This window comes from Tsukamurella sp. 8F, assembly GCF_029167375.1.
Classification (GTDB): Bacteria; Actinomycetota; Actinomycetes; order Mycobacteriales; family Mycobacteriaceae; genus Tsukamurella.
On record NZ_JARFTP010000019.1, the window covers coordinates 52,529 to 65,325 of the forward strand.

The following is a 12,797-nucleotide window of genomic DNA, read 5'->3' on the forward strand; positions in this document are numbered from 1 at the left end:
GGGCCGAATGTGGCGGAGCCGGTCGGTACGCTCGTCGGAGGTTGGAACGGCCGGTCGATTCGGAGGGCACGTGGGTAGGTTCAACAACAAGTTCTGGAAGATGCTGGGGGCGCAGGCGTCCCGGAACCAGTCCCGCTCGGTCGCCCTCGTCGAGGCTTCGTCGGCATTCGACGAATGGGCACACGGCCTCGACGACGCCGAGTTCGCCGACGCCGCCGTCGCGCTGGACGTCTACCAGGCCAAGGGCGACGACCGCGGCAGATTCCTCGCGCTGGCGCGGGAGGCGGCGGAGCGCGCGCTCGGTCTCCGGCCGTTCGACGTGCAGTTGCAGGGAGCCGACCGCATCCTCGAGGGCGACGTCGTCGAGATGGCGACCGGTGAGGGAAAGACACTCGCGGGCGCGATCGCGGCGGCGGGTATCGCACTGTCCGGTCGCACGGTCCACGTCATCTCGCCCAACGACTACCTCGCGTATCGAGATGCAGAATGGATGCGGCCGTTCTTCGACCTGCTCGACGTGACGGTCGGCTACGTCACCGAGTCCTCGACACGCGATGAGCGGCGCGAGGCCTACGGCCGCGACGTGGTCTACGGCTCGGTCAACGAGATCGGTTTCGACGTGCTCCGCGATCAGCTCGCGACGACCGCCGAGGATCTGCTGTCTCCGAAGCCGGACGTCGCGATCGTGGACGAGGCGGACTCGGTTCTCGTGGACGAGGCGCTCATTCCGCTGGTGCTGGCGGGCTCGGTCAGGGGTGACGTGCCGCAGGCCGCGATCATGGAGGTCGTCGCGCGCCTGCGCGAAGGCAAGCACTACGAGGTCGACACCGACGGGAAGTCGGCCTTCCTCACGGACGAGGGGGCGAAGCTGGTCGAGCGCGAACTCGGCGGCATCGACCTGTACAGCGACCTGCACGTGGGCACTACCCTGCCGCAGGTCAACATAGCGCTGCACGCCTACTCCCTGGTGGAGAAGGACATCCACTACATCGTGCGGGACGGTGCGGTGAAGCTGATCAACACCTCGCGGGGACGCGTGGCCGAGCTCCAGCGCTGGCCGGATGGCCTGCAGGCCGCCGTCGAAGCGAAAGAGGGCCTGGCGCAGACGGATTCAGGTGAGGTCATCGACACCATCACGGTGCAGGCTCTGCTGCAGCGGTACCAGACGGTGTGCGGTATGACGGGTACCGCGATCGCGGCGGGCGAGCAGTTGCGCCAGTTCTACGATCTGGGGGTCTCGCAGATCCCGCCGAATACCCCGAACATCCGGATCGACCAGCCCATGCGCGTCTATGACAACAAGGGCAACAAGGTCGCCGCGATCATCGAGTACGTGCGCGAGGTGCACGAGACCGGCCAGCCCGTCCTCATCGGCACGCATGACGTGGCCGAGTCGGAGGAACTGGTACACATGCTCAAGATCGCAGGGGTCGAGGCCACCGTGCTCAACGCGAAGAACGACGCCGAGGAGGCGCGGATCATCGCCGAAGCGGGTACACGCGGTGCCGTCACGGTGTCGACGCAGATGGCCGGTCGCGGCACCGACATCAAACTCGGTGGCAGTGCCGCGGGCGACGACAGCAAGGAGCACGACGAGGTGGCAGAGCTCGGCGGGCTGTGCGTCGTCGGCACCGGCCTCCACGACACCGAACGTCTCGATCAGCAGTTGCGCGGGCGCGCCGGCCGCCAGGGCGACCCCGGCACGTCGGTGATCTTCGCGAGCGTCGAGGACCCGATCGTCGAACGGCACCTGCCCCTGAAGAAGCCGCCGACGAACGCGGACCCCGAGACCGGCGAGTTCCCGCGAGGCAGGGCAGCGGCGGACATGCTCGACCAGGCGCAGCGCGTCGCCGAGGGGGCGATGCTCGAGACCCACGCCAACACCTGGCGGTACAACCAGGTCGTGAACCAGCAGCGCGATCTGGTCGTCGCCCGGCGGGCGGCGCTGCTGACCACCGATGCAGCGTTCGACGAGTTCCGCAAGGGCTTGCCCGAGCGGTACGAGGAATTGACGGCAGCCGGCGTGTCCGACGATGTGCTCGAGGTCGCGGCCCGCGAGGCATACCTGTTCCATCTGGACCGGGCGTGGGCCGATCACCTCGCCTTCGTGTCGGAGGTCCAGTCCACGATCCACCTGCGCGCGCTCGGCCGCCAGAACCCGCTCGACGAGTTCCACCGGCTGGTCGTCGAGGAGTTCGGGAAGCTTCGTGCCGAAGCGGACGAGAAGGCCCGCGAGACGCTTGCGGAGGCCGAGATCACCACAGAAGGGATCGACCTGGAGAAGAGCGACCTCGGCCGGACGACGCTGACGTGGACCTACATGGTGCACGACAACCCGTTCGCGTCGAAGGGCCTCTCGGGCATGCTCGGGTTCGGGTGAGCCGGTGACCGACGGCGAGGGCGCAGGGGGAGAGCCGTCCGACCGGGTCTGGACGATCCCCAACGTGCTCAGCATTCTGCGGTTGATCGGGATCCCGGTGTTCCTCGTCCTGCTGCTGTGGGCGCGCCAGGATGCATGGGCGCTCGTGGTGCTGATGCTGGCCGGGGCGACGGACTGGCTGGACGGGAAACTGGCCCGGTTGCTGGATCAGCAGTCCCGGTTGGGTGCCTTGCTGGACCCGCTCGCCGATCGCCTCTACATGCTCGCGATTCCGATCGCGCTGGGGATGCGTGACATCGTCCCGTGGTGGCTGGTCGCCGTCCTGATCGGCCGGGAGGTAGTGCTTGCGGGGACGGTGCCGCTGCTGCGTAGCCGCGGTGTCATCGCGCTGCCGGTCCTGTACCTCGGGAAGGCCGCGACGTTCGCGCTGATGTACGGCCTGCCCATGGCGCTGGCCGGGACCTTCGACAACTGGATCGGCCGGATCATGCACCCGCTCGGCTGGGCGTTCCTCGTCTGGGGCACGGGCCTGTACCTGTGGACCCTGGCCCTGTACTGGTACCAGACGGTGCTCGTCGTGCGCAGGATGCCGAAGGTGCACGCACACTTCTGACCCCGCGGTTCCACCGGAGCCGCGGGGCCGGAAGGAGCCGGATCGGCTACTTCTTGGGGAAGATCTTCGCGATCTCGTCCAGGGTGTCGAGCGACCGGTCGTAGTCTGCACGGTTGACCCAGTACGGCAGCAGGTGTGCGCCGCCGCTCTGGAACGCAGGCAGGGAGGCCCACGCGGGCCGGGCCTTCAGCTGGTCGAGGGTTATGTTGTCGGCGTTGAAGCCCGTCACGAAGACGGTCTTCTGATCGAGCACCCTGCTCAGGTCCTCGTCGGGCACGTTGAAGGTGTCACCGCCGGCGGTGTACGGCTTGAACCCGGACCCGGCGAAGACCGTGGCGGGTGTGAGGCCCACGGCGGACAACTCCTTCGGGATCCCCGTCGACTCGATAGCCACGTAGGCCTTGGGATTGGCTGCGCCGCCGCTGATGGAGACGTAGCTGACCGGTAGCTCGGGGAGGGTTATCTTGGCTTTGGTCTCGGCGACCTTCGCCTCGTACGCCTTCACGGCGTCTTGATACAGCTCGGGCTTGCCGAGGGCCTTGTCCGCGAGGAACTGGAACTGTTCGCGCCAGTCGGTCAGCGCTTTGTCGACGAGTACGGTCGGCGCGATCTTCGACAGGTTCGCGTAGCCGTCCGTGGCGAGCTTGAACGGCAGGCCCCAACCGCCGGCGATGATGAGATCGGGCTTGAGAGCGGTGATCTGCTCGATGTTGAACGCCTGTGCGTTCCACCGGAGCATCTGCGTCCCGTCCTTCTTCGCTTGATCCGCCCAGGCCGCGGCCGGTTCGCCGTCTTGATCGGACGCCAGCGCCGTCACGGCGGTGACCGGAAGGCCCAGGTGGAACGCGTACCCGGCCAGGGCGTAGTTGAGCACGACGACGCGCTTCGGGGCGGTCGGTACGGCGACCTCGCCCTGGACCGTGGCGACCGTACGTACGGCTGACGTGTTCGAGGACTCGGAAGCGCTCTCCGAGTTCGACGAGCCGCAGCCTGCGAGCAGCCCAAGGGCCGCAACGGCCGCGACGAGGACACGAAGGTGTCTGGACAAGGTGTATCGCCTTCCTGCATCAATGGAGATCTGAATCAATGGAGATCTGAGGGGAGCCTAATCAAACCGTGGGCCGTATGAGAAGTCTGTCCCGAAAGGGCGTGATCGAGACACCTTGTCGCGTCGTAGGTCGGGGCCGGCAGCCGAGCCGACCCGTGTTGCCGACCGCCACGGCTGACCACTAGGTTGGGACGAGCCGCGGGCCGCGTGGCAGCCGTCGTGGGGAAAGGACCGTTCGCTTGAGCGCCAGCACGCCTGAAGAACTGCTGTACACGCCCGATCACGAGTGGCTGCTGAAGAAGAGCGACACGGTCGTGCGGATCGGTATCACCGATTACGCGCAGGACCAGCTCGGCGACGTGGTGTTCGTGCAGCTGCCCGACGACCATGCGGACGTGTCGTCGGGAGACTCCTTCGCGGAGGTCGAGTCGACGAAGTCGGTGTCGGATATCTACGCGCCGCTCACCGGGGTCGTCGTCGCCGTCAACGGGTCGCTCGATCAGAGCCCCGAGTTGATCAACTCCGATCCGTACGGCGAGGGCTGGATCGTCGAGGTCGAAGCCGCTTCGCCGGACGATCTCGAGGCCGCCATCGGCGAATTGCTGGACGCCGACGGCTACAAGGCCCTGACCAGCGGAAGCTAGGGCGGCGGGGACAACCCGCTGCCGAGTATCGCCCCCGCGGGGTACCGTGGGCCCGTAGCCCACGGGCGCCTGGCGACGCGATCTTCACTTGGGAAATCCACAGACAAAGGAGCGATGTGAGCGAGAACGACAAGGGCCGCGAGGAAACCCCCGTAGAGACCACTTCGGTGTTCCGCGCCGACATCATCCGTGAGCTCGACGCCTCGGGGGGCCCCGAGAGCGACGCTCCGGTTTCGGGCACGGAGAATCTCCCGGCCGGTTCGGCTCTGCTCGTCGTGAAGCGCGGCCCGAACGCGGGTTCGCGTTTCCTGCTCGACCAGGAGACGACGTCGGCGGGGCGCCACCCCGACAGCGACATCTTCCTCGACGATGTCACCGTGAGTCGGCGTCACGCTGAATTCCGCAGTGTCGAGGGCGGATTCACCGTCGTCGACGTCGGCAGCCTGAACGGGACGTACGTCAATCGCGAGCCCGTCGACTCGGCACCGCTGGCAGGCGGGGACGAGGTGCAGATCGGCAAGTTCCGCCTGGTGTTCTACACCTCCGCCAAGCCGGACGCCGCGGGCTGATCCCAGTGACGGCCCCGCGCCCGGAACCGCAATCCGCGACGATGTCGATCGGGAGCGTGCTCGAGCAGCTTCGCGCGGAGTTTCCCGACGTCACCATCTCGAAGATCCGGTTCCTCGAATCCGAGGGGCTGGTGACACCGGGACGGTCGCCGTCGGGCTACCGTCGATTCTCGACGAAGGACTGCGAGCGGCTGCGCTACGTGTTGACTGCGCAGCGGGACTACTACCTGCCCCTGAAGATCATCAAGGAGCAGTTGGAGGCGCACGACCGGGGCGATCACGTCGAGGGGCCCGCGCCGCGCGCGCCCCGCTCGCTCGCGTCGGTGCCGTCCGCGTCTGCGGGGGACTTCCTCGCGCGCCGGCAGACCCGGATCAGTCGTGCCGACCTGATCGACCGTGCGGGCTGCGACGACGCATTCCTGCGGGAGCTCGAGCGCTCTGCGCTCGTGGCCCCTGGCAAGGCGGGGTTCTTCGACGAGGACTCCGTCCAACTCGTCGTCGCCGCGAAGTCGCTCGCCGAGTACGGTTTCGAGGCGCGGCACCTGCGCGCGTTCAAGACGTCGGCCGACCGCGAGGCAGGGCTCATCGCGCAGATCGCGAATCCGATCGCCAGGGGCGGCGAGGGCGCGTCGGAGCGGGCCGCCGAACTCATCCGTGAGCTGGCGGCGTTGTCCGTCGCGTTCCACACGCAGTTGGTCAAGGCCGCCGTCAAGGACGCGGTGCGCTGACCGCCCAGGTGTCGGCCCGGGTGCCTCACATGCGGCGCGATGGTGCGCGCGTAGACTGAGAAGACCTTCCGAACGACCATGCAGGAGGCGGGTTCTCATGATCGAGATGAGTGTGGTGGGAATCCGGATGGATCCCCCGCAGAACGATCCGGTGCTTCTCCTCCGTGAGAGCTCTGGGTCGCGGTACCTGCCGATCTGGATCGGGCAGGGTGAGGCGGCGGCCATCGCGCTGCGTCTGCAGGGGGTCGAGCCGCGCCGGCCGCTGACACATGACCTGATCGTCGACCTGATCAAGGGCATGGGCCGAGACCTCACTGAGGTTCGTATCACCGACCTCCAGGACGGCACCTTCTACGCCGATCTCGTGCTCGACGGCGACGTGACGGTCTCGGCTCGCCCGTCGGACTCGGTTGCGGTCGCCGTTCGGTTCGAGGTTCCCATCTACGCGGAGGACCAGGTGCTCGCCGAGGCGGGCCTGGTACTTCCCGACGAGGACGAGTCCGGCGGCGATGAGCCGGAGAGTGCGCCGGACGACGAGGTCGAGAAGTTCAAGGAGTTCCTGGACACGATCTCGGCCGACGACTTCAAGGCGCCTGACGAGCCCTGAGGCGGTCGGCGGTCTCCTTGTCGGTCGAAGGTCACGGTTCGATGTCAACCTCAACTTCAACTTCAGAGTTTTGGGTGTGTCGCGTTGATTCACTCGGACCGGCCGCTTAGCGTTCTTCTCGGACACCGCGAAACGGCCCACCAGGCCGACCGGCGGGCGCGTAACCTGGAGGGGACGCGCATGGAGCGAAGAGGGAGACCGCCAGTGACCGATCAGGCTAACAGCGCGCCGCACACCGGCGGTGAGCACGCCTCGCCGAAGCCGGAGGTGGGCACGCAGGGCGCGCTGGACGACATCGCGCCCGGTCTCTTCCCGGGTGATGCGATTCCAGACGACCTGCTCGGCTACCGCGGGCCGAGCGCCTGCCAGATCGCCGGCATCACGTACCGCCAGCTCGACTACTGGGCACGCACGTCGCTGGTCGTGCCGTCCATCCGCGGTGCCGCGGGATCGGGCAGCCAGCGGCTCTACTCGTTCAAGGACGTCCTCGTCCTCAAGATCGTCAAGCGCCTGTTGGACACCGGCATCTCACTGCAGAACATCCGGGTCGCCGTCGATCACCTGCGCTCGCGTGGCGTCGAGGATCTCGCCCGGATCACCCTCTTCTCGGACGGCACCACGGTGTACGAGTGCACCAGCGCGGAGGAGGTCGTCGACCTGCTCCAGCACGGGCAGGGTGTATTCGGTATCGCCGTCTCCGGCGCCATGCGCGAGCTGACCGGCACCATCGCCGACTTCCCGGGTGAACGCGCCGACGGTGGCCACGCCGACGCCGCGCCCGAGGACGAGCTCGCCAACCGTCGCCGCAACCGCGCCCGCGCCACGGGCTAGGAATCGATTGCCCGGCGTTCGTCAGACGCTGTCCGGGTACTCACGGTACGGCCGTTCTGTTGAAGTGGGTTAGAATCACACCTGCGCTGCAACACCGCGTGGGAGAGCCCAGCGGGCCTCGTCGAGGGCTCGCAGGCGCCGAAGGAGCAACACCTCTCCGTCAATCTCTCAGGCACCCGGACCACGTGGGTTGGGCGTCTCTGGAGCCGCCCGGCGACTGAGGGGGAGGCTGTACCGGGCGTAGCGTGCGTCCGGCAACGACGCCCCGGAGGTCACCCGTGACTGATTCCTTCGCCGACCGCCACGTCGGCCCCGACACCGTCGAGCTCGAGCAGATCATGCGCGTCATCGGTGTCGACAGCCTGGACGATCTCGCGCGCGCGGCGGTGCCGTCGGCGATCTTGGACGATCCGACAGACAACGGCCTCGGCGTGCTGCCGGCCCCTGCGACCGAGCACGAGGCTCTCGCCGAGCTTGCTGTGCTGGCGGCGCGCAACACCGTCGACCGGTCGATGATCGGCCTCGGCTACTACGACACGCTCACCCCGCCGGTGTTGGTGCGGAACATCCTCGAGAACCCGGCCTGGTACACCGCGTACACGCCGTATCAGCCGGAGGTGAGCCAGGGACGCCTCGAGGCGCTCCTCAACTTCCAGACCATGGTCGCCGACCTCACCGGCATGGAGGTCGCCAACAGCTCCATGCTCGACGAGGCGACCGCCGCCGCCGAGGCGATGACGCTGCTGCGCCGGGCCACCAAGTCGTCCTCGCCCCGGGTCGCGGTGGACGCCGACGTGTTCCCCCAGACCCTCGCGGTGATCCGGACACGTGCGCGGCCACTCGGCATCGAGGTCGTCGTCGCCGACTTGGCGGGCGGCCTACCCGACGGCGAGTTCTTCGGCGTCGTCCTGCAGACCCCGGGCGCCTCGGGGCGGATCCCCGACGTCGCCGCGGTCGTCGAGGCGGCGCACGAGCGCGGTGCCCTCGTCGCCGTCGGCGCAGACCTACTTGCGATGACGCTGCTCACGCCGCCCGGTGAGCAGGGGGCCGACGCCTGCTTCGGTACGACGCAGCGGTTCGGCGTGCCGCTCGGCTTCGGCGGCCCGCATGCCGGATATCTCGCCGTGCACACGAAGCACGCCCGGCAGATCCCCGGTCGCCTCGTGGGCGTCTCCAAGGACGCCGACGGCGATCTCGCTTACCGTCTGGCGCTACAGACCCGCGAGCAGCACATCCGGCGCGAGAAGGCCACGTCCAACATCTGCACCGCCCAGGTCCTGCTGGCCGTGCTCGCTGCGATGTACGCCTCGTACCACGGCCCGGAGGGACTCACCGCGATCGCGGGCCGTGTACACGGTCACGCGGCCCGGATCGCGGCTGCCCTCGGAGACGCGGTGGTGCACGCCGACTTCTTCGACACCGTGCTCGCGAACGTCCCGGGGCGCGCAGACGAGATCGTGTCCGCCGCGAAGTCCAAGGGGTACAACCTGTGGCGTGTCGACGCCGACCACGTGTCGGTGGCGTGCGACGAGACCACGACCGACGAGGACGTTGCCGTCGTCCTGGATGCGTTCGGGGCTCCCTCGCGCCCGTTCTCCGCGGAGTTCGGCGACCGCACGTCCGAGTTCCTCACGCATCCGGCGTTCCACCGCTACCGCACCGAGACGGAGATGCTGCGTTACCTCCGCCGCCTCTCGGACAAGGACATCGCGCTGGACCGGAGCATGATCCCGCTCGGTTCCTGCACCATGAAGCTCAACGCCACGGCCGAGATGGAATCCATAACCTGGCCGGCGTTCAGCCGGTTGCACCCGTTCGCGCCAGCTGCGGACACCGTCGGGATCCGGGCTCTGGTCGCCGATCTCGAGACCTGGCTGACCGGCGTGACCGGCTACGACCGGGTGTCGCTGCAACCGAATGCGGGCAGCCAGGGAGAGTACGCCGGGCTGCTCGCCATCCGCGAATATCACGTCTCCCGCGGCGACGAGCACCGGACGATCTGCCTCATCCCGTCGAGCGCGCACGGCACCAACGCCGCGTCCGCGGTGATGGCCGGGCTGAAGGTGGTCGTGGTGGCGTGCCGTGAGAACGGGGACGTCGACACCGCGGACCTCGAGGCGAAGATCGCCGCGCACGCCGCCGAGCTCGCCGCGATCATGATCACGTACCCATCGACGCACGGCGTGTACGAGCATGAGGTGCGCGAGATCTGCGCCGCCGTGCACGACGCGGGCGGACAGGTCTACGTCGATGGCGCGAATCTGAACGCCCTTGTGGGACTTGCCCGTCCGGGCCGTTTCGGAGGCGACGTCAGCCACCTGAACCTGCACAAGACCTTCTGTATCCCGCACGGCGGGGGCGGGCCGGGCATCGGCCCGATCGGTGTCCGCGAGCACCTCGCGCCGTTCCTTCCCGGCCACCCGCTTGCGCCCGAACTGGGAGACGGCCCAACGATCAGCGCGGCGCCCTATGGCAGCGCGTCGATACTTCCCATCACCTGGGCGTACATCCGGATGATGGGTGCCGATGGTCTGCGGCGTGCGACCTTGACGGCGATCGCGTCGGCCAATTACATCGCCGCGAGGCTGAACGACTACTTCCCGGTGCTCTACACGGGCGACAACGGCCGCGTCGCGCACGAGTGCATCCTCGACGTCCGCGGCATCACCAAGGCCACGGGCGTCAGCATCGATGACGTCGCGAAGCGCTTGGCGGACTACGGGTTCCACGCGCCGACCATGAGCTTCCCGGTGGCGGGCACCCTCATGGTGGAGCCGACCGAGAGCGAGTCGCTCGCCGAGATAGACGACTTCTGCGATGCGATGATCTCCATCAAGGCCGAGATCGATCGAGTCGCATCGGGGGAGTGGCCGGTCGACGACAACCCTCTGCGCGGCGCACCGCACACGGCGGAGTGCCTGGTCGCGGACTGGGATCACCCCTACTCGCGTGAGACCGCCGTGTACCCCATGGGTCTGCCGTCCGGTGGAGCGCGAGCGAAGGTGTGGCCGGCCGTCCGGCGCATCGATGGGGTGTACGGCGATCGCAATCTGGTCTGCTCGTGCCCGCCGATCGAAGCGTTCGCGTAAGCGCCCAGGCGGCGGGCGGTCGTCAGCGGGCCTCGCTGTCGCCGAAGAAGGGCACCGTCGCCGTGCAGCGGATGGACGCGAGCGGCATCCGGGCGTGGTCGAGCGCGCGCCGCACCCAGTCGATGGCGCGTGGCGAGTAGTCGACGCTCAGGTGCTCGGACAGGTCCTGCGGGCAGCCGTCCTGGATGGTGACGTTGTCGACCGTCGCGCCGGGGCCCGCGGTCAGGAACGTGCGGTCGTACGGTGTCGACACCTCGTCGTAGCGCGTCGCGAGCACCGTGTACGAGATACCCGGCTCGGTGTCGCCGCCCGCCGCGAGGGTCCGGAGCAGCGGCGAATCGTAGATCTGCTGTACCCCCGAGACACCCACCACGTGGTTCAGGACCGGGTCGAGGTCCATGCCGAGGCGGTCGCGGAGGATACGGTCCAAGGCGCCGAGTCCGTCCATCGTGGTCCCGTGATTGGTCGCGGCGATCGTTACAACCTTGTCGGTGCTCCCGGCGAGGCCCTCGAAGCGGAGCATCTGCCGGATCAGCAGGCCGCCCTGGGAGTGGCCGACCAGGTCCGCCTTGCGAGCGCCGGTGTGCGCGAGCACCTGCCGGACGAATGCAGCGACCTCCTTGGCGGAGCGCTCGATCGGGCGCGCGCCGTACGCGCCGGGTGTGATGGTGAGTGGTCCGCCCTGCTCGAGGGGGTTCGACTTGCCGAAGTCGATCGCGTAGACGCAGTGGCCGTCGCGTTTCAGCCAGGGGGCCATGCCGGACCACGTGGACAGCGCGTTCTCCCACGTGCCGTGGATCAGGATCACGGGGTACGGGTGCGCCGCGCTCGGGCGGCAGCTCCAATCGTTCGTACCGATCGGCGCGGCGTCGGGTGCCGAGACGCTCGCGAGGAATGCGGGTGTCCAGCTACGCAGGGGTGGGCCGGTCCCGGTGGTTCCCGACGCCGGCGCGGCGCCCGCGGACGGCGCGGAGGTACACGCCAGGCAGGCGACGAGGCATGCGGTCGCGAGTGCCCTGCTCAGGGGTCTCATAGCGCGACACGGTAGATACCATGCGCCCCATGCGTCACACGGTTCTTCGGTTCGAGGCCTGATCGTTACCGATCCGGCGGTCGCCTACTCGGCGGTGACGGCGTCCGCGATAGCAGTGAGCGCGGACTCGGACGGCGTGGGCAGCGGCTCGAAGCGGCCGAAGGGCACCGCATCCGTGGCCCTCGGCGTCGGCTGATTCGGAGCGCGGAATCCTGCGGCGGCGAGTTCCTTCGCGTGGTCGCCGGTTCCCAGGAAGGACACGAACTCGGCGGCGGCTTGGCTGTGCGCCTCGTCCACGCCGTCGCCCAGCGCCACGGCGGGATATGTCGCAGTCGCGGTGGCGCCCGACGGAGACACGGCCGCGAGCTTCGCACCGGGATGTGTCTGCAGATATGCGAAGAGCTGCTGCTCGATGACGGGAACCGCGTGGATGGGGCCCGCCTTCGCGTCGCCCTCACCGGCCAGCACCGTCAGCGCCGCGTCGGCGGTGGGAGCTCGCGGCGTCGGTGCGGCCGACGCCAGTCGCGCGAGCGTCGTTCCGACCTGGGGGCCGCGTGCCGCGGCGTCGGCTATGGGGCCGGCGGACGTGTGCGTCACAGCCGCTGCGATCGATTGCGCGGCGAGGTAGGTGCCGTCACTGGAGGCGCCGGTCGGCAGCGCCATACGCAGCGCTCCCCAGCCCTCGGCGCGCGAATCGAGCCCGTCGGCCGCCTGCAGCCCTGGGACGTCGATCCATCGCACGCCGTCTAGAGGCTTCCTCAGATCGGTCGGGACGGCGAGCACGACGGGTGACGATACGAGGGGAGTCGGGTTCCCGGCCACAGCGGTGGCCTTCGAGGTCTTCAGCCGCGCCGCCCAGGTGGACGACGAGGGCACCCACAGGGCGGGCCGCTCGCCGTAGCGCTTGTCCCAGGTACCGACGAGACCGGCCATCGCGGTCGTCGAGGGTACGCCCGTGACATCGATCTTGACGCAGTAGTCGTCGGCGACCGTCCGGGTGGCGTTGAATGCGAGGGCCGTCTTGGCGAGCGGCTCGTCGATGGCGGGATCGACGGCGACGTGGACCGTGAGATCGCCCCGCACGCACTGCGCGGCGGCGGTCTTCCCCTCACGGTCCGACACCCCGCCCAACCACCTGTAGCCGATGACACCGAGCACTAGGACGGCCACGATCGCGGCCGCCACCCACACCCATGGAGCGACCCGTCGACTGCTCGTGGCCGATCTGTGTGTACCCATCGCGACGAACTTACCC

The 12,797-nt window shown here is 68.5% G+C and carries 11 protein-coding genes and 1 riboswitch; of the genes, 8 read left to right on the forward strand and 3 right to left on the reverse strand.

The window, feature by feature from the left end:
* The first annotated feature begins 70 nt into the window (after positions 1–70).
* A complete protein-coding gene (gene secA2, locus P0W64_RS15200) occupies positions 71–2,380 on the forward strand; it encodes an accessory Sec system translocase SecA2 (protein WP_275480981.1) in 2,310 nt (769 codons plus the stop codon).
* 4 nt (positions 2,381–2,384) lie between these two features.
* Positions 2,385–2,993: a CDP-alcohol phosphatidyltransferase family protein gene (locus P0W64_RS15205; protein ID WP_275480982.1), complete on the forward strand. Its 609-nt coding sequence runs from the start codon at positions 2,385–2,387 to the stop codon at positions 2,991–2,993.
* Between the two features lie 46 nt (positions 2,994–3,039).
* On the opposite strand, the gene P0W64_RS15210 is transcribed toward P0W64_RS15205, so the two are convergent.
* Positions 3,040–4,041, reverse strand: a complete 1,002-nt coding sequence (locus P0W64_RS15210; RefSeq protein WP_275480983.1) for an ABC transporter substrate-binding protein — start codon at positions 4,039–4,041, stop codon at positions 3,040–3,042.
* A gap of 239 nt (positions 4,042–4,280) precedes the next feature.
* Between P0W64_RS15210 and gcvH the strand changes: the two genes are divergently transcribed.
* From gcvH to gcvP, 6 genes are all read left to right on the forward strand, one after another.
* The gene (gene gcvH / locus P0W64_RS15215) at positions 4,281–4,685 is read left to right on the forward strand and encodes a glycine cleavage system protein GcvH (RefSeq protein WP_275480984.1); all 405 of its coding nucleotides are present in this window, start codon (positions 4,281–4,283) and stop codon (positions 4,683–4,685) included.
* 116 nt (positions 4,686–4,801) lie between these two features.
* Positions 4,802–5,254 carry an FHA domain-containing protein gene (locus P0W64_RS15220; RefSeq protein WP_275480985.1) on the forward strand — a complete coding sequence of 151 codons (453 nt, stop codon included), beginning with the start codon at positions 4,802–4,804 and terminating at the stop codon, positions 5,252–5,254.
* A gap of 41 nt (positions 5,255–5,295) precedes the next feature.
* Positions 5,296–5,982 (forward strand): MerR family transcriptional regulator, encoded by a 687-nt coding sequence (locus P0W64_RS15225; RefSeq protein ID WP_275480986.1) that lies wholly within the window; start codon positions 5,296–5,298, stop codon positions 5,980–5,982.
* Positions 5,983–6,079: 97 nt separating this feature from the next.
* Positions 6,080–6,589, forward strand: a complete 510-nt coding sequence (locus P0W64_RS15230; RefSeq protein WP_275480987.1) for a bifunctional nuclease family protein — start codon at positions 6,080–6,082, stop codon at positions 6,587–6,589.
* A gap of 267 nt (positions 6,590–6,856) precedes the next feature.
* Positions 6,857–7,420 (forward strand): MerR family transcriptional regulator, encoded by a 564-nt coding sequence (locus P0W64_RS15235; protein ID WP_275481018.1) that lies wholly within the window; start codon positions 6,857–6,859, stop codon positions 7,418–7,420.
* Between the two features lie 89 nt (positions 7,421–7,509).
* Positions 7,510–7,614: riboswitch (glycine riboswitch) on the forward strand.
* 84 nt (positions 7,615–7,698) lie between these two features.
* Positions 7,699–10,509: an aminomethyl-transferring glycine dehydrogenase gene (gcvP, locus tag P0W64_RS15240; RefSeq protein ID WP_275480988.1), complete on the forward strand. Its 2,811-nt coding sequence runs from the start codon at positions 7,699–7,701 to the stop codon at positions 10,507–10,509.
* 22 nt (positions 10,510–10,531) lie between these two features.
* Here the strand turns inward: gcvP and P0W64_RS15245 are convergent, their stop codons facing one another.
* A complete protein-coding gene (locus tag P0W64_RS15245) occupies positions 10,532–11,542 on the reverse strand; it encodes an alpha/beta fold hydrolase (protein WP_275480989.1) in 1,011 nt (336 codons plus the stop codon).
* Positions 11,543–11,626: 84 nt separating this feature from the next.
* A complete protein-coding gene (locus P0W64_RS15250; RefSeq protein WP_275480990.1) occupies positions 11,627–12,781 on the reverse strand; it encodes a substrate-binding domain-containing protein in 1,155 nt (384 codons plus the stop codon).
* Positions 12,782–12,797 lie beyond the last annotated feature (16 nt).